The 18,508-nt window shown below is 69.0% G+C and carries 23 protein-coding genes; 9 read left to right on the top strand and 14 right to left on the bottom strand.

Annotated features, from left to right (window positions below):
* Window positions 1-15 precede the first annotated feature (15 nt).
* From RZ1_RS09010 to RZ1_RS09035, 6 genes are read left to right on the top strand one after another with little or no spacing between them, the layout of a single operon-like run.
* A complete protein-coding gene (locus RZ1_RS09010; RefSeq protein WP_072811121.1) occupies window positions 16-1,224 on the top strand; it encodes an inorganic phosphate transporter in 1,209 nt (402 codons plus the stop codon).
* On the top strand, window positions 1,221-1,484 hold the full coding sequence (locus RZ1_RS09015; RefSeq protein WP_072811123.1) for a hypothetical protein: 264 nt from the start codon (window positions 1,221-1,223) through the stop codon (window positions 1,482-1,484). Before RZ1_RS09010 ends, RZ1_RS09015 begins: the two co-directional genes overlap by 4 nt.
* Window positions 1,485-1,508: 24 nt before the next feature.
* A complete protein-coding gene (locus tag RZ1_RS09020) occupies window positions 1,509-1,946 on the top strand; it encodes a DUF3349 domain-containing protein (RefSeq protein ID WP_083583598.1) in 438 nt (145 codons plus the stop codon).
* On the top strand, window positions 1,943-2,242 hold the full coding sequence (locus RZ1_RS09025) for a DUF3349 domain-containing protein (protein WP_072811125.1): 300 nt from the start codon (window positions 1,943-1,945) through the stop codon (window positions 2,240-2,242). The genes RZ1_RS09020 and RZ1_RS09025 overlap by 4 nt, the downstream gene beginning before the upstream one ends.
* Entirely contained in the window at window positions 2,215-3,387 is a 1,173-nt protein-coding gene (menE, locus tag RZ1_RS09030; RefSeq protein ID WP_283235751.1) for an o-succinylbenzoate--CoA ligase, read from the top strand. The genes RZ1_RS09025 and menE overlap by 28 nt, the downstream gene beginning before the upstream one ends.
* Window positions 3,388-3,415: 28 nt before the next feature.
* Window positions 3,416-4,285, top strand: a complete 870-nt coding sequence (locus tag RZ1_RS09035; RefSeq protein ID WP_072811129.1) for a 1,4-dihydroxy-2-naphthoate polyprenyltransferase — start codon at window positions 3,416-3,418, stop codon at window positions 4,283-4,285.
* 19 nt (window positions 4,286-4,304) lie between these two features.
* On the opposite strand, the gene RZ1_RS09040 is transcribed toward RZ1_RS09035, so the two are convergent.
* The 7 genes from RZ1_RS09040 to RZ1_RS09070 form a co-directional block, all read right to left on the bottom strand.
* Entirely contained in the window at window positions 4,305-4,697 is a 393-nt protein-coding gene (locus tag RZ1_RS09040; RefSeq protein WP_072811131.1) for a phage holin family protein, read from the bottom strand.
* A gap of 68 nt (window positions 4,698-4,765) precedes the next feature.
* Window positions 4,766-5,320: a Clp protease N-terminal domain-containing protein gene (locus RZ1_RS31635; RefSeq protein ID WP_072811132.1), complete on the bottom strand. Its 555-nt coding sequence runs from the start codon at window positions 5,318-5,320 to the stop codon at window positions 4,766-4,768.
* 5 nt (window positions 5,321-5,325) lie between these two features.
* Window positions 5,326-5,541 (bottom strand): helix-turn-helix domain-containing protein, encoded by a 216-nt coding sequence (locus tag RZ1_RS09050; RefSeq protein ID WP_072811134.1) that lies wholly within the window; start codon window positions 5,539-5,541, stop codon window positions 5,326-5,328.
* Window positions 5,542-5,603: 62 nt separating this feature from the next.
* A complete protein-coding gene (locus RZ1_RS09055) occupies window positions 5,604-6,095 on the bottom strand; it encodes an NUDIX hydrolase (protein WP_072811136.1) in 492 nt (163 codons plus the stop codon).
* 45 nt (window positions 6,096-6,140) lie between these two features.
* Complete coding sequence (locus RZ1_RS09060; protein WP_072811138.1) at window positions 6,141-6,878, bottom strand: lysophospholipid acyltransferase family protein; 738 nt, start codon at window positions 6,876-6,878, stop codon at window positions 6,141-6,143.
* Between the two features lie 39 nt (window positions 6,879-6,917).
* The gene (gene cds1 / locus RZ1_RS09065) at window positions 6,918-8,021 is read right to left on the bottom strand and encodes an L-cysteine desulfhydrase Cds1 (protein ID WP_072811140.1); all 1,104 of its coding nucleotides are present in this window, start codon (window positions 8,019-8,021) and stop codon (window positions 6,918-6,920) included.
* Complete coding sequence (locus tag RZ1_RS09070; RefSeq protein WP_072811142.1) at window positions 8,018-8,353, bottom strand: DUF4229 domain-containing protein; 336 nt, start codon at window positions 8,351-8,353, stop codon at window positions 8,018-8,020. The genes cds1 and RZ1_RS09070 overlap by 4 nt, the downstream gene beginning before the upstream one ends.
* Before the next feature lie 178 nt (window positions 8,354-8,531).
* Here RZ1_RS09070 and RZ1_RS09075 point away from each other — a divergent pair, with 178 nt between their 5' ends.
* Window positions 8,532-8,741, top strand: a complete 210-nt coding sequence (locus tag RZ1_RS09075) for a BldC family transcriptional regulator (RefSeq protein ID WP_072811144.1) — start codon at window positions 8,532-8,534, stop codon at window positions 8,739-8,741.
* 193 nt (window positions 8,742-8,934) lie between these two features.
* Complete coding sequence (locus RZ1_RS09080; protein ID WP_072811145.1) at window positions 8,935-9,135, top strand: hypothetical protein; 201 nt, start codon at window positions 8,935-8,937, stop codon at window positions 9,133-9,135.
* Here the strand turns inward: RZ1_RS09080 and RZ1_RS09085 are convergent.
* The 7 genes from RZ1_RS09085 to hemL form a co-directional block, all read right to left on the bottom strand.
* Window positions 9,117-10,085, bottom strand: coding sequence for a MinD/ParA family ATP-binding protein (locus RZ1_RS09085; protein WP_072811147.1), 969 nt, complete (start codon window positions 10,083-10,085; stop codon window positions 9,117-9,119). The genes RZ1_RS09080 and RZ1_RS09085 overlap by 19 nt on opposite strands.
* Before the next feature lie 53 nt (window positions 10,086-10,138).
* Entirely contained in the window at window positions 10,139-11,119 is a 981-nt protein-coding gene (gene ccsB, locus RZ1_RS09090; protein ID WP_072811149.1) for a c-type cytochrome biogenesis protein CcsB, read from the bottom strand.
* Window positions 11,116-12,774, bottom strand: coding sequence for a cytochrome c biogenesis protein ResB (gene resB / locus RZ1_RS09095; RefSeq protein WP_072811150.1), 1,659 nt, complete (start codon window positions 12,772-12,774; stop codon window positions 11,116-11,118). Before resB ends, ccsB begins: the two co-directional genes overlap by 4 nt.
* A gap of 118 nt (window positions 12,775-12,892) precedes the next feature.
* Entirely contained in the window at window positions 12,893-13,750 is an 858-nt protein-coding gene (locus RZ1_RS09100; protein ID WP_072811152.1) for a cytochrome c biogenesis CcdA family protein, read from the bottom strand.
* A gap of 17 nt (window positions 13,751-13,767) precedes the next feature.
* Window positions 13,768-14,373 (bottom strand): TlpA disulfide reductase family protein, encoded by a 606-nt coding sequence (locus RZ1_RS09105; RefSeq protein WP_072811153.1) that lies wholly within the window; start codon window positions 14,371-14,373, stop codon window positions 13,768-13,770.
* On the bottom strand, window positions 14,370-15,020 hold the full coding sequence (locus RZ1_RS09110) for a histidine phosphatase family protein (protein ID WP_072811155.1): 651 nt from the start codon (window positions 15,018-15,020) through the stop codon (window positions 14,370-14,372). Before RZ1_RS09110 ends, RZ1_RS09105 begins: the two co-directional genes overlap by 4 nt.
* A 64-nt stretch (window positions 15,021-15,084) precedes the next feature.
* Window positions 15,085-16,410, bottom strand: coding sequence for a glutamate-1-semialdehyde 2,1-aminomutase (gene hemL / locus RZ1_RS09115; RefSeq protein ID WP_072811156.1), 1,326 nt, complete (start codon window positions 16,408-16,410; stop codon window positions 15,085-15,087).
* A 161-nt stretch (window positions 16,411-16,571) separates the two neighbouring features.
* On the opposite strand from hemL, the gene RZ1_RS09120 reads away from it, so the two are divergent.
* On the top strand, window positions 16,572-18,506 hold the full coding sequence (locus RZ1_RS09120) for an acyl-CoA dehydrogenase family protein (protein ID WP_072811158.1): 1,935 nt from the start codon (window positions 16,572-16,574) through the stop codon (window positions 18,504-18,506).
* Window positions 18,507-18,508 lie beyond the last annotated feature (2 nt).

The following is an 18,508-nucleotide window of genomic DNA, read 5'->3' on the forward strand; positions in this document are numbered from 1 at the left end:
GCACAATCTTCAGATGTGACCGCTGAGCTTGTTGTCCTCCTGGTAGTGGTCGTCACTGCCCTCGCATTCGACTTCACCAACGGATTCCACGACACCGGCAACGCAATGGCCACATCCATCGCCACAGGTGCGCTGAAGCCGAAGGTGGCCGTTATGCTCTCCGCGGTCCTCAATCTGGTGGGCGCGTTCCTGTCCGTCGAGGTCGCCGCGACCGTCGCGAAGGGCGTCGTCGATCTGGGGAGCACCGGTGGTGAGGAACTTCTCACGATCGTGTTCGCGGGCCTCGTCGGCGGCATCCTCTGGAACCTCGCGACGTGGCTGTTCGGCCTCCCGTCCAGCTCCTCCCACGCATTGTTCGGCGGACTGATCGGCTCGGCTCTCGCGGCGATCGGTATCCACGGCGTCGTCTGGGACGGCGTGATCGGCAAGGTCATCATCCCGGCGCTGCTCGCGCCGGTGGTCGCAGCGCTGGTCGCCACCGTCGGCACATGGACCGTGCATCGCCTCACCCACGACATTCCCGAGGACCACCGCTCCCGCGGCTTCCGCATCGGCCAGGTCGGCACCGCGTCCCTCGTGTCGCTGGCCCACGGCACCAACGACGCCCAGAAGACGATGGGCGTGATCTTCCTCGCGCTGGTTGCCCACGGCACCATCACAGCCGACGCCGAGATGCCGTTCTGGGTGAAGTTCGCCTGTGCGGTCGCGATCGCGCTGGGTACCTACCTCGGCGGTTGGCGAATCATTCGCACCCTCGGCAAGGGACTCGTCGAGATCTCGCCGCCGCAGGGCATGGCCGCGGAGTCGTCGTCGGCCGCCATCATCCTCACGTCCAGCCACTTCGGTCTGCCGCTGTCGACCACGCATGTGGCAACCGGCTCGATCCTCGGCACCGGACTCGGCACCAAATCGGCCGAGGTCCGCTGGGGTGTCGCCGGCCGCATGGCGGTGGCCTGGCTGATCACGCTGCCGTCGGCTGCTCTGGTCGGCGCGATCTGCTGGGGTATCGCACATGTGATCGGTGGCCTGCCCGGCGTCCTGGTGGTCTTCGCGATCCTGTGCGCTCTGGCCGGGTTCATGTACCTGCGGTCGCGTAAGCAGCCGATCGACGCCTCCAACGTCACCGCGGAATGGGACGGCGGGAAGAGCGGCAACGCCCCCGGTACCGCTGGCTCCGCGACCAACTCGGCGGCTCGGCCGGCCGGTTCGAAGGAACGCCTGTGAATCTGCTGACCCACACCCTGAGCTCACTCTGGCAAGTCGTCCTGGTCGGACTGATCTTCGGCGCCGGCCTTCCGGCGCTGTTCGCACTGGGGATGCGTTCGCTTGCCTCGGGCGGCAGCGGTGAGAACGCCCGGCCCACCCCCCTCGGCACCACCGGTGCCGTCGTCTGTTTCGCCGTGGTTCTAATTGCCATCATTGCGGGAATACTGCTGTTGACTGCGGACTTCCTGTCCAGCAGTTTCGGCATCACCCTGTTCTGATCGCACACCACGAAAGAAGCGCCAGTGTCCAAGTATTCGCTCCGCTCGGTCCTCGACTGGCTGCGCGCCGGCTACCCGGAGGGCATTCCGGCCAAGGACCACTTCGCGCTGCTCGCGGTACTTCGGAGGCGACTGACCGACGAAGAGATCGCCCAGGTCGTGGAGTTGTCCATTGCGACCGCGCACGAACGTCCCGATCGTCACGTCGACTACGACACCCTGAAACAGATCATTGCGGGGGTCCTGCACGAGGATCCGACGGAAGAGGATGTCGAGCGGGTCACCGCACGGCTCGCCGGCGGCGGATGGCCGGTGGTCTCCACGGACGACAGCGCCTCCTCCGCCGAGGCGGCCTCGGGCGACATTCCCCCGCCCGACGAGGCCGTCCCGACCGGCAACCGGGTCTGGGACGATATGCCCGTGAAGGAGCCTGCCCACGGCCCGGGCCGAGGGGCGCCGTGATCTTGCCCCCGTTCCTTTCCTCGATCATCGAATGGCTGCGCGCCGGCTACCCCGAAGGGGTACCGGAGCAGGACTACGTTCCGCTGCTGGCGCTGCTCACCCGGCGCCTGTCCGAGCAGGAGGTCGATCAGGTCGCCGATGCGCTGATCGAGGCCGGCGACCTGCCCATCACCAAGACCGACATCGCGGTGCTCATCACGAAGGTCACCAACGAGATGCCACTCGACCGTGATGTGGACCGGGTTCGGCGGCACCTGGAGACCGGAGGCTGGCCCCTCACCGGACGCGACCTGTGAACGGCGTCCTCGAGGTCCTGCCGGTCCCGTCCGGTCGGGACGTCGTCGCGGTCCTGCCTGCGCTCCGCCGCATGCTCGGCGGCGACGGCCCGGCCATGCTGCCCGTGCCCGCCGACGACGATCGCGAGACCCGCCGCCTGACCGACGCTCTGCATCCCGGAGAGCCCATCGCCGACGGTATCGGGCTGGTGATGGCGACGTCCGGCACCACCGGAACCCCCAAGGGCGCCCAGTTGTCGGCAGCGGCCCTCCGCACCAGCGGCGAGGCCACTCACGAACGCCTCGGCGGAACCGGTTCGTGGCTTCTCGCGCTGCCCGCCCATCACATCGCCGGAATGCAGGTGCTGTTGCGCAGCCTGCTGTCGGGCACGGACCCGGTCGTCGTGGACGTTGCGAACGGGTTCGATCCGGCAGCGCTTCCCCCCGCGATCGCCGCGATGGACGGCCCCCGGCGGTACTCGTCGATGGTGCCGACCCAGCTGATCAAGACGCTCGAACATCCGGACGCCACGCGAGCTGCCGCGGAACTCGACGCGATCCTGCTCGGCGGTGCCGCGACCCCCGCGCCGGTGCTGCGGCGCGCCCGCGACGCCGGGATCACGGTCGTGCGCACCTACGGGATGAGCGAAACATGTGGCGGTTGCGTGTACGACGGGGTCCCGCTGAACGGGGTGGACGTACGGGTCGACGCCGATTCTCGGGTGTGGCTCGGCGGCGCGACCCTCGCGTCCGGCTATCGCGGCCTGCCCGACCATCCCGGATTCGCCGAACCGGGCTGGTTCCGCACCGACGACGCGGGGCTCGTCGACGACGGGGTGCTCCGCATCCTGGGGCGTCTCGACGAAGCCCTGTCGACGGGCGGGCTCACCGTCGTGCCGCAGGTCGTCGAAGCGGTCCTGATGGAGCATCCGTCGGTGCGGGAGGTCGCGGTGATCGGCCTGCCCGACGACCGGCTCGGCCAGCGTGTGGCCGCTGTCGTGGTCGCGGCACCGGGCCGCTCCCCCGCTCTCGACGAGTTGCGCGACCACGTGTCCGGGACGCTCGATCGCACCGCCGCGCCGCGCGAACTGCACGTCGTCGACGCTCTGCCGCTGCGGGGACCCGGCAAGGTCGATCGTCGCGCGCTCGTCGCCCGGTTCTCCTGACCACCCGGCCGGGTGCGAAGATCGACCCATGGCAACCGCTGGTCAATGGCTCGAAGGCGCCCGTCCGCGCACCCTCCCCAACGCGATCGCTCCCGTCGTCGCCGGTACCGGCGCCGCCGCGGCGATCGACGGTGCGGTGTGGTGGAAGGCGCTGCTGGCGTTGCTCGTGGCGTTGCCCCTCGTCATCGGCGTGAACTTCGCGAACGACTACTCGGACGGTATCCGCGGCACCGACGACGATCGAGTCGGTCCGCTGCGGCTGGTGGGTTCGGGTCTGGCGTCGCCGGCGAGCGTCAAGCGCGCGGCGTTCGCGTGTTTCGGGATCGGCGCGGTCGCGGGCATCGTCCTGGCTGCGACGAGCGCGTGGTGGCTGATCCTCGTCGGCGCGGTGTGCATCGTCGGCGCCTGGTACTACACGGGTGGTCGCACCCCGTACGGCTACAGCGGTTTCGGTGAGATCGCGGTGTTCGTGTTCTTCGGCCTGGTCGCGGTGCTGGGCACGCAATTCGTGCAGGCCGGGCGGGTGACCTGGGTGGGTCTGGCATGTGCGATCGCGGTCGGATCGCTGTCGACGGCGGTGCTGGTGACGAACAACCTGCGCGACATCCCGACCGACACCGTCAGTGGGAAGCGCACGCTCGCGGTGCGGCTGGGCGATCCGCGGACCCGTACGCTGCACCTGGTGCTGGTCGTGGTGCCGTTCGTCGCGTCTCTTGCCCTGGTGGCGGTGACCCCGTGGGCGCTGGCGGGTCTGCTGGCGGTGCCGTTCGCGGTGCGCGCCCACGCCCCGGTTCGTGCCGGTGGCCTGGGTATGAGCCTGATCCCGGCGTTGCGGGATTCGGGACTCGCGATGCTGGTGTGGGCGCTCGCGACCGCGCTGGCCCTCGCGTTCGGCTGAGGGCTCGGCGCGGCAGCGGTCAGTCTCCGTCGGGCACGAACGCACCGAGCACGAGGTTGACGATCGAGATGATCAGGGCGCCCCACACCGCCGCCCAGAATCCGCTCAGGGTCAGGCCGTAGTCGGTGAACGAGCTGATCCACGAGGTCAGCCACAACATCAAGGCGTTGATGACCAGCGTGAACAATCCGAGGGTCAGGATCAGCAGCGGCAGGGACAGCAACTTCACGAACGGCTTCACGAGTGCGTTGACGATCGTGAAGATCAAGGCGAGGACGAGGAGCGCGAGGATCGTGCGGCCGGTGAGCCCCTCGTCTCCTTCCACGGCCCCGATGTCGACGCCGTTCACGAGCGTGGCGGCGAGCCAGAGCCCGACCGCGTTGATGACCAATCGCAAGATCAGTGATGTCATACCGTCACTGTTACACATGCCTGCCGGTGTGGCCGATGCGATAGGTGGTGCCGGTCGGGCGGCGTGAATCAGGCGGCGCGGCCGAGGCGCGCTGTCAGCAGTTGCCGCAGGTCTTCACGGGTGATGCGGGTTTCGATCAGCCGGATGACGGGCGAGTCGTCGGAGCGCAGGATGCCGAGCAGCAGGTGTTCACTCCCGATGGATCGTTCCCGCCGGACGATGGCCTCGCGCAACGCCAGTTCGAGCGACTTCTTGGCGCCGCGAGCGATGGGGATGCGTCCCCAACGGCCCGGACGTCCGCCGTCGGGCGACGATCGGTCGAGGATCCCTTCCCCGAAGGCGCGCTCGAGTCGTTCACGGATGGCGTCGAGATCGATGCCGATGCTTTCGAGGGCGTCGGCATCGTCCGGTCCGAATGTGTCCTGGCCGGCCTCGAGATCGATACGGACGGCGTCCGCGGTGAGTCCGGCATCGGCGAGTTGCGCACGCAGCGACGCGTCGGCGGTGGTGAGTATCCCGAGCAGCAGGTGCTCGGTGCGGATCTCGGCGGCGTGGAGTGCCCGCGCCTGCGCCTGGGCGTCGACGACGGCGGACCGAGCGCTGTCGGTGAATCGTTCGAACATCGCCTCTACCTGCGCTTCCTGTTGTATTTCTGGTGGACGGCCTGCCTGCTCACCTCGAGGGCGTCGGCAATCGCCTGCCAGGACCAGCCCTGGGTGCGGGCGTTCTCGACCTGGATGGCTTCGAGTCGTTCGAGCAGTCGCCGCAGAGCCCGCACGGCCCGCAGCCCCTCGGCAGGGTCGGGGCTGGCGGCGGATGCGGCGAGCGTCGTTGCTTCACTCATGTTGTCAATCTAGGTTGACACCGACACTCTGTCAACCAATGTTGACAGTCTCGCCGATCGGATCAGCCGGTCCGGTACGTACGTCCGGCTGCGTCGAGGTGCTCCCGGAGCGCCCCGAGCATCGGCCGCTGTCCCTTCACCAGCGCCGATGCCGCGACGGGCAGCGTGACCCAGCGCGCGTCGTCGACCTCGGGAAAGTCCTGCATCCGTCCCGACCGCGGCGGCCACTCGAGTTCGAACGTGTTGCTGCGGACGAACGCGAAATCCTCGGCAGCCTCGCCGACGTACGCGGTGACGACCTTGCCGGAAGGCTGCCGGAACTGCCCCAGCAGCGACGTCGGCACCGGCGGCGCCGGAAAACCGCACTCCTCCTCGAATTCGCGCAGCGCGACGACGAGAGGATCCTCGTCCGCGTCGTACGTCCCCTTCGGAATCGACCACGCCGCCTCGTCCTTCCCCGTCCAGAACGGGCCGCCGGGATGCACGATCCAAACGGTGAGCAGGTCTGACGGATCGATGCGGTACAGCAGCAGACCCGCGCTCGTCACCGCCATCGGTCGCTCCTCCCCGACTCCGTGCCGACACCGTGCGCCGGCGTGTCAATACCGTGCGACGGCGCCGTCGACCGCGCACTGCAGCTCGTCCGCGACACGGTGGGTGATCTCCCGCGGGGTCCCGGTCAGCTCGGGCACGGGGATGGTGATGAAGACACTCGCGGGCCTCCCGGGATCGTTGTCCGGTCCGTAGGCGATGCCGATGGTTACCAGCGCCGGCCGGGCACCGAGCGCGGCGGCACGTCGCACGATATGGCCGACGCCGCTTCCCACCGCCTGTATCCGGATCGGGTCCCCGGTGTTGCACGTGCCTTCGGGGAAGATCGCCACCGCGTCACCCCTGCTCAGCCGCAGCGCGGCGATGTCCATCATGCGGCGGCCCGCATCGGCGACGGCCCGCACACCGTGGTTCTTCGCGCGGAACACCGGAATGCCGCCCATCATGTCCACCTCGCGCCGCTGTCCCCGCTCGCGGAACAGCTCGTCCTTCGCGAGTACCCGGGTGCGTCCGATCAGCGTGCGCAGCGGGGACCGCCACGCGGTGGCGGCGAGCGTGTACTGGTCGCTGTGGGTGAGATGGTTCGCGACGATGACCAGCGGTGCACCGTCGTCGATCACCGCGCGCAGTGCGTCTCGCGCCCCGGCACGGTAGTGCACGTGCGGACGGTAGCGCGCCGCGAGCATCGCGTAGGCCGCACGCGCGAGCAGGCGGGGCTGCTGATGGTCGCGGTAGAAGTCGTAGACGGCATCGTAGTTCGCCAGGGTCACCTCGGGGCGATCCATGCGACCACGGTACGCGCACGACCGGATCGCCGGCGCAGTTCAGATACTCCAGACCCCGGTTTTCGCGAACAACTCGAGGGTGCCGGCCGGACCGGTCAGGTCCAGCCCTTCGGCCGCAACCCACTCGTCGGAGAAGTAGGTCTGCGCATATCGTTCCCCACCGTCGCACAGCAGGGTCACGACGCTGCCGCGACTACCCGTCTCGAGCATCTCGGCGATGAGCCCGAACGCACCCCACAGGTTGGTGCCGGTCGACCCGCCGACGCGCCGGCCGAGGACCTCGCTGGCGTGCCGGACGGCGGCGACGGAGGCTGCGTCGGGGACGCGGATCATCCGGTCGACGACGTGACAAACGAACGACGGTTCCACGCGCGGGCGCCCGATGCCCTCGATCCGGGACGGCATCCCGGTCGTATAGTCGGCCGATCCGGTTGCGTAGGCGCCGAAGAACGCCGAGTTCTCCGGGTCGACGACCGCGAGCCGACTGCGATGGCGCTGATAGCGCAGGTAGCGGCCGATGGTGGCGCTGGTACCGCCGGTGCCCGCGCCGACGACGAGCCACTCCGGCACCGGATGTTCCTCCAGCTGCAACTGCGCAAAGATCGACTGAGCGATGTTGTTGTTGCCGCGCCAGTCGGTCGCGCGTTCGGCGTGGGTGAACTGGTCCATGTAGTGACCACCGAGCTCGGAGGCCAGGCGTTGCGCCTCGGTGTAGATCTCGGGCGGCCGGTCGATGTAGTGGCAGCGGCCGCCCTGCGCCTCGATCAGCGCGACCTTCGCGGTGCTGGTGCTGCGAGGGACCACCGCGACGAACTCGAGCCCGAGGAGGTTCGCGAAGTACGCCTCGCTCACCGCGGTCGATCCGGACGACGCCTCGACGATCGGGGTGTCCTCCCGGATCCAGCCGTTGCACAGCCCGTACAGGAACAGCGACCGCGCGAGCCGGTGCTTGAGGCTGCCGGTGATGTGGGTGGACTCGTCCTTGAGGTAGAGCTGAATGCCCCAATCGACGGGCAGCGGGTAACGCAGCAGGTGGGTGTCCGCGCTGCGCTGCGCGTCGGCCTCGATGAGCCGGATCGCGTCGTCGACCCAGTCTCGCGGCGAACTGCGATCGACGGAGATCGGCTCTCCCGGTTCGGTCACCTGCCGTCCTGCCCCCGCAGGCGGGCCTCGAGGTCGGCGCGGTCGGCGCGACGGCGGGCGTCGACGTCGGCGATGCCCTCGTTCACCCGGCGACGCAGCGGCGCGAACAGCACCAGCGACAGGGGCAGCGCGATGAGCACCGCGAACAGGGCCGCGATGACGAGCGGAATCTCGACACCGAAGGCGCGCGGCACGTAGAGGATCAGGGCGGCGAGGACGACGACGAGCAGTATCCGCGCGAGCGAGTACAGGGCCACGTCGCGGGCGAGAGCTCCCTTGCCGGTGGGGGTCTGTCGGTCCTGATCGGGGCGGTTGTCGGATGCGTCGTTCACACGTCCAGGGTAGCCGTCCGCCGCGGGGCGGCATTCCGTACAAGTCGTCCGTTTTGTCTATTACTTCCGCTTTACCAACCGTAGACCGTTCGAGCAACCGGGGGTTTCGGTGTCAACATGGCGGGGAACAACCGATCGAAACACCCGATCAAGACGAAACACCCGGAGGACTACAGCAATGAGTGCACCTGCTTTCAACGGCGCCAAGGAATCTCTGCTGACACCCGGTCAGGTCGCCGCGCTCTTCCATGTCGATCCCAAGACGGTGACCCGCTGGGCCCATGCCGGCCGGTTGGGATCCCTGCGCACGCCGGGCGGACATCGCCGCTTCCGCGAATCGGAGGTCCTGGCCCTGCTGCGCTCGCTCACGACCGAAGCCACCCACTGATACCGCACCTCCGACGCATTTGCGCCGGCCCCTTCGGCATTCCGGCTTTCCGGACGAACCCGGCAATTTCGCTGCCGGGTGCGCCGGAGCACCTGTTCGTGTCGCCCCTGGTCGCGGCGCATAGACTGGTGAGAAGAGTTCCCCACGGCTGTGTCCGGACCGACGGGGCGCGTCCACGGCAAGGAGGTGCATCGTGCTTTACCTGCTGGCATTCATCGGTGCGGTAACACTCGCGGTTCTGCTGTGGAAGGGGTTCGGTCCGAGTGCGCACACTCACCCCGGCCGTGCCCTGGGTCCGGACGACGATCCCGAATTCCTGTGGAAAGTCGATCGCGAGGTGCACCGACGCCGCACCGAAGGTCCCGCGGCCCCGGATCAGGACCCCGGCGACTGAGCTTCCGACCGCCGCGGGAAATCCGCGGCGATATCCGCCGCGAGCCCCAGCAGCGCGCGCCGGGTGCGTCCCTGGAGGCGATCGAGGTCCACCTCGGCGCCTTCCTCGAGATGCGGGTCGAAGGGCAGCACATGGACCGCGCGGCAGCGCTGCGCAAAATGCCCGACGAGCCGATCGATGTCGACCTTGCCCGACCGTGGCCTCACCCCGTTGACCGCCGCCACCGACTGGGCGACCAGCTCCCGGTAGCCGTGCGCGTCGAGCCAGTCCAGCGTGGCGGACGCACTGCGCGCGCCGTCCACCGAACCGGAACTCACGACGACCAGCGCGTCGGCGTTCTCGAGGATCGCGCGCATCGCCGAGTGCATCAGTCCGGTTCCGCAATCGGTGAGCACGATGCTGTAGAACCGCTCGAGCGTCGACAGGACCTGCTCGTAGTCCTGCGCACTGAATGCTTCCGACACCGCCGGATCGCTGTCGGAAGCGAGCACCTCGAGCCGGTGCCGGTTCTGTGAGGTGTAGGCGCGCACGTCGCCGTAGGTCCGCACATGCGATTCGTCGCGCAGCAGGGTCCGCACGGTCGCCGGGGTTTCCGACGGCACCTTCTGGCTGAGTGTGCCGCGGTCCGGGTTCGCATCCACCGCGATCACGCGATCCCCGCGCAGCGCCGCGAACGTCGACCCGAGCGTCACCGTCGTCGTGGTCTTGCCGACGCCGCCCTTGAGGCTGAGCAGGGCGATGCGGTAGCAGCCGCGCAGCGGTTGCCGGACCTGGTCGACCAGTTCGAGCCGGTTCCGGTCGCGGCTGTTGTCGCCGACGTTGAGGCGACCGCCCGTGCCCTGGTAGAGCGCGCGCCGCCAGCCCCCTGCCGGTGGCGGTACCACCCGGCGGACCAGCAGCGACGCATCGAGATCCTGGGCCGTCGGCCCCCGGTTCGTTCCCTCCGGCATCCCCGTCCCCCTGTCCTCGCCCCCAGCTACGACCGCCGAGGACGATAGCAGGATCAGGTCAGGCCGGCGTACGAGTGCAGACCGGACACCACCATGTTGATGATGAACAGGTTGAACAACATGGCGACGAACCCGGCCACGTTGATCCATGCCGCGCGGGTGTTGCGCCAGCCCGACGTCGCGCGCGCATGGAGGTACGCCGCGTAGACGACCCATGTGATGAACGAGACGGTTTCCTTCGGATCCCAGCCCCAGAACCGGCCCCACGCGGCCTCGGCCCAGATCGCGCCGAGGATGATGCCGGCGCCGAACAGCGGGAATCCGATGATCGTCGTGCGGTAGGCCAAGCGGTCGAGGGTCTGCGCGTCCGGCAGCCGCTGCGCGATACGGCCGAACGCCCCGCTTCCCTCGGCGTCCTTCGGGAACCGGATACGCAGCAGGAACAGCATGCTCGCCACACCGGAGACGAGGAAGATGCCGCTGCCGACACTGATGATCGTCACGTGGATCGGCAGCCAGAACGAACGCAGCGCCGGGACCACGGGCGCGGCGTCCGCATACAGGACGGTCGCGGCGAGGAACATCAGGATCAGCACCGGCACCAGCAGGTAGACCCACATGATGCGGTAGGACGGCTTGCGCAGCGCCACCAGACCGAACAGGACCGCTGCGGTGCAGGCCATCGCCACGAACTCGTACATGTTGCCGAGCGGGAATCGCTCGGTGGCCAGGCCGCGCAGCACGATCGAGGCGACCATCAGCGCCGCGACGACGACCACGAGCGCGCGGCCCATGTTGCCGAGCCGCTCCGACATCGTCCGGGTCGGTGGGGCGTCGATCCGGCCCGGAACCTGCGAGCCGGCCGGAGTTCCACCGGCGGGGGCACCGGCCGGGACGAGTTCCCGTTCGGCGACCCGATCGGCCCGATAGGTGGCGTACTCGGCAACGAGCAGCACCATGGCCAACGTCAGCACCGCGAATGCCGATTCGAACGCCCAGTCGCTGTACCGGGCGAGCGTCTCGTGAACAATCATGCGTTCTTCTCCTCTGCCCTACCGGCAGCGTCGTGACCGAGCAGGCGCGCAACCAGACGGTCGAACTCGTCACCCCAGCCCGCCTGATCCGTGCGGGCCAGACCACCGAGCTCTACTACGGTTCGTCGTTCGCCGTCTGTCACTGTACCGGCCGGATACACCCGGACCCAGACACGCCGACGCTTGACCAGCAGCGACACGAGCAACCCCGCCATCATCGCCAGCGCCGACACGAGCACCCATTGCTGCGCCGGATCGTGCGAGACCTGCAGGTTCACGAAGTCGGTGGCGCCGTCGAAGCGGACCTGGGTGCCGTCCGCGAGGGTGACGCTCTCCCCGGGTCGCAGGTTCACCCGATCCTGCTTGACCAGGCGACCCTGGTTGATCAGCTCGCCGTTGAGCGAGAACAGCGACTGCGGGCTGCCGGTGTCGAGGCCGGCGTCGCCCTTGTAGATGTCGATCGCCACGGCAGGATCCTGCATCGCCGGGAACGCCGACGACAGCAGCGACCCGTGCAGCGCGGCCGTCGGCGCGAACAGGCCCTCGATCGCGATCTGGTTCCTGCGGCGTTCGTCGGCGTCCGGGAACATGCCACCCGGCGGGTCGAAACGCATCGCGCCGCTGCTCAGGAACGTCCTCGCATCGCTGGGAGCGAACTGCAGGGTCTCGGTGCGGGTCTCCCCGTTCGGCCAGGTCACGGTGAACGTCGGCGCGAAACCGTGGCCCTGCAGGTAAACACGGTCACTGCCGACGCGCAGCGGATGGTTCACCTTCAGCTCGGCCTGCTGCCACGTGTTCGAGGTGATGTCGTCGCCGTACTGGTAGTCGATGTTCGAGGTGAACATCTCGGCCTGACCGCTGTCGAGATAGTCCGCTTTGAAGTCGTTCACCCGGATGCACATCGGATTCAGACCGGTGCCGTCGAGGGTGACTCCGGCCCGGAACGAATCGAACGACGCCGGGGAGGTCGTGCAGAACTCCTCCCCGTTCGCGATGAGGATCCGCTGCCCTTCGTAGCCGAAGAGCTTGCCCATCGCGACCGTGGCGAGGAGACCGACCAGAGAGATGTGGAAGACGAGGTTGCCGAACTCGCGCAGGTAGCCCTTCTCCGCGGACAGGGTCAGCTCACCGTCCTTCGCGCGCGGGCCCCCGGCACGTTCGGCGATGCGCCAGCCCTTCAGCTGGCCGCGGACCCGGGCGAGTACCGCCTCGGGGCTCCCCTCGACGGTCGTCTCGGCGTGGAGCGGCAATCGGCCCAGGTTCCGAGGTGCGGGCACCGGGCGGGTCCGCAGCGCCCGGTAGTGCTCCGCGCAGCGCGGCAGGATGCACCCGACGAGCGAGACGAACAGCAGCACATAGATCGCGGTGAACCAGAAACTGCCGAAGACGTCGAACAGTTCGAGCTTGTCCATGAACGGACCGAGCGTGGGCCGCGCCTCGATGTAGTCGTCGACCTTGCCGGCGTTGAGGCTGCGCTGTGGCAGCAACGCGCCCGGGATCGCGGCGAGCGCCAGCAGGAACAGCAGTACCAGAGCGGTCCGCATCGACGTCAGCCCGCGCCACGTGTTGCGCGCGAACGCGACGGCGCGTGCGACCGGCCCCTGCCGGGGCGGCGCCGGCTGCGGCGCGGCGGTGGGGGTGTCGGTCGCGGTCACCTGTGAACTCCCCTGCCGCTGCGGCCTCCCGGGACGTGGTGGTCACCCGTGCGGACCATCGGATCGGGCTGCATCTACTGCCTCTCGAAATGTTCGGAACTTGTGGCGACCGCTGCCGTCAGATCGGCAGCGTCACCTCGGAGATGAAGGCGTCCCGCACCCAGGACACGAACATGTCCCACGCGCCGGTGACCAGGGCGACCCCGACGGCGATGAGCATGATGCCGCCGAAGATCTGCACGGTGCGGGCGTGCGTCCGCAGCCAGCCGACTCCCCGCAACGCGCGTGCAGACCCCAGAGCCAGCACCACGAACGGCAGACCCAGCCCGATGCAGTAGAAGACGATCAGGGTGACACCTCGCGCCGCCGTCGTGCCTTCGGTGCCGGCTGCCAGCGAGATCACCCCGGCCAGGGTCGGTCCGAGGCACGGAGTCCAGCCGAGCGCGAAGACACCACCGAGCAGCGGCGCACCCGCCAGGCTCGACAGGCGACGCGGCTCGGGACGGGTGTCGCGTTGCAGCGCGGGGATCAGACCCACGAACACCAGACCCATGACGATGGTGACGACCCCACCGACCCGCATCAGCACGTCACGGTTGACCGAGAGCAGCGATATCGCGCCGAACACGGAGGCGGTGGCCAGGACGAACACGACAGTGAACCCGGCGACGAACAACCCCGCAGCACCCGCGACCCGCAACCGGCCGTCGCTGCGCAGCGTCGTCGTGCGTGCCTGCGCCTGCGCCTCGGTGACGGCGGGAGCCTCGGCACCGACGACACCGGCCAGGTACGACAGATAGCCGGGAACGAGCGGCACGACGCACGGCGACGCGAACGAGACGAGACCGGCGAGCAGGCACGCACCGGCGGCGAGCAACAGCGGACCGCTCGCGGCGATCGACTGGAAGGTGTCGCCCACCCCGGCCGCCAGCAGCGCCTCGGCGCCGGTGGGGGTGACCGCGGCGGTACTCGTCATCACTGCTGAACTCGTCATCACTGCTGGCCGGCCGGTTCCGCGGCGACCCGCTCGACGACGGGCTGCAGGTCCTCGGCGAGCAGTTCGGTGAGGAACACCGCGGCGACCCGGTGCTCGCGGTCGAGAACGACCGTCGTCGGCACCACCGACGTGGGGTAGTTGCGGCCCAGCGCGAGCAGCGACCGCATCGCCGGATCGTAGATCGACGGGTAGCTCACCTTGTTGTCGACGACGAAGTCCTGCGCCTTGTCGCGCTGGTTGTCGCGGACGTTGATGCCGAGGAACTGCACGCCCAGGTCCTTGGTGGACTCGTACACCTGCTCGAGGTCGCCGACCTCGCTGCGGCAGGGCGCGCACCACTGACCCCACACGTTGAGGACGACGACCTGCCCGTCGTAGTCGGCGAGCGAGAGCGTCTGCGCCTCGTTCATCAGGTCCTCACCCGACAGGGCGCCCAGGGTGCCGCGTTCGGACGGCGGATCGTAGAAGATGCGGGTCTGACCGCCCGGGGAGACGAAATCGAACGTGCCGCCCGTGGCGACGGCGTCGTCACCCGTCGCGCACGACGTCAGAGTGGCGACACCGCACAGCAGCGCCGCGACGGCCACGAGGATCCTTCTCATGCGCCGTGCACATTCGGGTCGGAGGCTCCGGCCGGCTCCGAGTACACGATGTCGACGAGGGTGTCCCCGTCGTACACCAGCGACGTCAGGGAAGCGAGGCTGCACTGACGGTTCCGCGGGTCGTGCCACAGCCGCTCACCCTCGAGGAATCGGCGCAAGGTCCACACCGGAAGCTGGTGGCTCACACACACCGCTTCGCGGCCGACTGCGGCGACGCGGGCGGCATTGACCGCGGCGAGCATGCGATGCGCGATCTGCAGGTACGGCTCACCCCACGACGGGGTGAAGGGATCGCGCAGCTTCCACCAGTGCCGGGGCCGGCTCAGCGCGCCGTCGCCCACCGCGACCTTCAGCCCCTCGAACTGATTGCCCGCCTCGATGAGGTTCTCGTCCGTGACGATCTCGAGGCCGTGCTTCTCGGCGATCGGCGCGGCGGTCTGCTGCGCCCGCTCCAGCGGGGACGCGACGACGTGCGCGATGTCGTGATCGGCGAGCGTCGCCGCGACCGACCGTGCCTGAGATTCACCCGTGACGGACAACCGGTAGCCGGGCAGCCGGCCGTAGAGGATGCCGGTGGGATTGTGCACCTCGCCGTGCCGCAGCACGTGCACGATGGTGCGCTTCTCGGACGGGACGGATTCGGTCACGTGGGGATTCCTCGCGTCGGGCGGTGAGCAGATCGGGGTGAGGGGCGGATCGGGGCCGGGTCGGTCAGGGTGCCGTCGCTGCCGCGGCGGCCTTCGCGGCGTGCGGCAGCGCGTCGGCGATACGCGAGAACGCGTCGTCGTCGAGGGCGGACGAGACGAACCACGTCTCGAACGCGCTCGGCGGGGCGTACACACCGTGGTCGAGCAGGGTGTGGAAGAACGCCGGGAATCGCCAGGTCTGCGCGGCCTTCGCCTCGCTGTAGTTGGTGACGGGTCCGTCGGTGAAGAACACGCTGAGCAGGGTGCCGGCGTTCTGCACGCGGTGCGGCACGCCTTCGGCGGTCAGCGCCTCGTCGAGCAGCCGGCCCAGGGTCGCGGCGTTGCGGTCGAGGGTGGCGTACACGTCGGCGTCGGCGGCGCGCAGGCTCGCGAGACCCGCGGCGACCGCGACCGGGTTACCCGACAGGGTGCCGGCCTGGTAGACCGGCCCGGCGGGAGCGAGACGGGCCATGACGTCGGCGCGGCCACCGAACGCGGCAGCGGGAAGGCCACCGCTCATCACCTTGCCGAACGTGACCAGGTCGCCGGCGACACCGTCGATGCCGTGCCAGCCGGTGGCGCTGGCGCGGAATCCGGTCATGACCTCGTCCATGATCAGGAGCGCACCGTGCTCGCGGGTGATCTCCCGAAGTCCCTCGTTGAATCCGGGCAGCGGCGGGACGGTACCCATGTTCCCGGCGGCGGCCTCGGTGATGACGGCCGCGATCTGCCCCGGGTTGGCGGCGAACGCGGCTCGGACGGCCTCGAGATCGTTGTACGGCAGAACGAGGGTGTCCTCGGCCTGCGCGCCGGTCACGCCCGGGGACGTCGGCAGCCCGAACGTCGCGAGGCCGGACCCGGCGTCGGCGAGCAGCGCATCGACGTGACCGTGATAACACCCGGAAAATTTGACGATCTTGCTGCGCCCGGTGAATCCGCGTGCCAGACGCACCGCACTCATCGTCGCTTCGGTTCCGGAATTGACGAGCCGAACCTGTTCGACGGGCGCGATCCGCGCCACGATCTCCTCGGCGAGTTCGACCTCACCGGCGGTCGGCGCACCGAACGACAGACCGGACGTCGCGGCGGTCCGCACCGCCTCCACGACCGCGGGGTGCGCGTGGCCGAGAATCATCGGCCCCCACGAACACACCAGGTCCACATAGGTATTGCCGTCGACGTCGGTGAGGGTGCTGCCGGAGCCCGATGCGATGAAGCGGGGGGTTCCGCCGACCGAACCGAACGCTCGAACCGGCGAGTTGACGCCTCCGGGCGTCACCTTCGACGCCCGGTCGAACAGGGCGGCAGAAGCGGTGTCGTGGGTGCGGGAGGCATCGGGAGTCGCAGTCACGACCTCCAGTGTCCCAGTTTCGGCGGATTTGCCAAAAGGCACCCGGGCGTGCGGGGAGCGAGCGCGTGACCCGCGTCTCGGTCCGTCCGGGCGCTGCGGTTCACGGAGTGCCGGAATGCGAACGCCACCGCTCGCGGTGGCACCGCCCTAGGGTCGGATTCATGGCGACCACAGCTGATCATCTCCGCGACACACTCGACGGCGCGTGGCGGCAGGCCCGCTCCCGGGCCCGCACCGACCTGGCACGGGAGGAGTTCGCGCCCCATCACATTCCCGATCTGAACCGGGCCCGCGCGGCCGTCCTCGACCAGATGCGCCTGCTCGCCGCGGCCGGCTACGCGTCGGCCGGTTTCTCCGAGGCGAGCGGCGGCACCGGAGATCCGGGCAGCGCGGTCGCGTCGATCGAGATGCTCGCGATGTCGGACCTGTCGCTGATGGTGAAGTCGGGTGTGCAGTGGGGTCTGTTCGGTGGCGCGATCGAGAATCTGGGCACGCAGCGGCACCACGAGCGTTACATCCGCCCGCTCATCGACCTCGAACTGCTCGGGTGTTTCGCGATGACCGAGACCGGCCACGGCAGTGACGTGCAGGCCCTCGAGACGACCGCCACGTACGACCCGGGCACGCAGGAATTCGTCATCGACTCCCCCACCCCGTCCTCACGCAAGGACTACATCGGAGGGGCGGCGCGGCACGCGACGGTCGCGGCGGTGTTCGCGCAGCTGATCACCGGGAACGCGACGGAAGGTGTGCACTGTTTCGTCGTGCCGATTCGCGACGAGAACGGCAACGACCTGCCGGGCGTAACGACCTCGGACTGCGGATACAAGGGTGGTCTGCCCGGCGTCGACAACGGCCGCATCACCTTCGACGGGGTCCGGGTGCCGCGGGAGAACCTGCTCAACCGGTATGCGGATGTCGATCCGGACGGCACCTACCGCTCGCCCATCGAGAACCCGAACCGCCGGTTCTTCACGATGGTCGGCACCCTCGTGCGCGGGCGCGTCACGGTCGGCGGCTCGGCCGGGGCCGCCGCGCGCGTCGCGCTGACCATCGCGACGCAGTACGCGCTGCAGCGACGCCAATTCTCCGCACCGAACGACGAGCAGGAGGTGCTGCTGCTCGACTACCTCGTCCACCAGCGCCGGCTGCTGCCCCTGATCGCCCGCTCGTATGCGCTCGGCTTCGCGCAGAACGAGCTGATCTCGGCGATGCACCGCATCCAGACCGCGCCCGCCGAGGAGGTCGATCCGCAGGAGCAGCGCGAGTTGGAGGGGCGCGCGGCGGGTCTGAAGGTCGCGAACACGACGCACGCGACCCGCGCCATCCAGGAATGCCGGGAGGCGTGCGGCGGCGCCGGATACATGGCCGAGAACCGGCTGACGGCGCTGCGGGCGGACACCGACGTGTTCACCACCTTCGAGGGCGACAATCACGTCCTCACCCAGCTCGTCGCGAAGGAACTGCTCACCGCGTACGCCGACGAGGTGCGCGGGATGAGCCCGGTCGAGTGGATGCGGTTCGCGGCGACCACCGTTTCCGACATCGTCAAGAAGCGCACCGCGGCGCAGCAGATCATCCAGACACTCGTCGACACCCGGCAGGACAACGAGGAGGACGGCAGCCTGTTCAACCGGGGCACGCAACTCACGATGTTCGAGGACCGCGAACAGTACCTGCTGTCGACGGCGGCGCGCCGCCTGCAGGCGGCGTCGAAGCGGGAGGACAACCCGTTCGACGCGTTCAATTTCGTGCAGGATCATGTGTTGCACGCGGCCCGCGCGCACATCGACCGCGTCGTGCTCGAGGCGTTCGTCGCCGGTATCGAGTCGTGTGAGGACGAGGCCGCCCGGGAACTGTTGTCCGGCCTCTGCGACCTGTACGCGCTGAGCGTCATCGACGACGACAAGGCGTGGTTCATGGAGCATCGGCAGCTGTCGGTGGAGCGGGCGAAGGCGGTGCTGCGCGGCATCAACGAACGGTGCCGGTCGCTGCGTCCGCACGCAGCGACGCTCGTCGAGGGTCTCGGTGTGCCCGAGTTCCTGGTGGGGTCGGCGATGCTCGACGGGCCGGGCACCGACGCGGGTCGCGTCTGAGT

It is taken from the genome of Rhodococcus zopfii NBRC 100606 = JCM 9919 (assembly GCF_001895025.1).
Lineage (GTDB): Bacteria > Actinomycetota > Actinomycetes > Mycobacteriales > Mycobacteriaceae > Rhodococcus > Rhodococcus zopfii.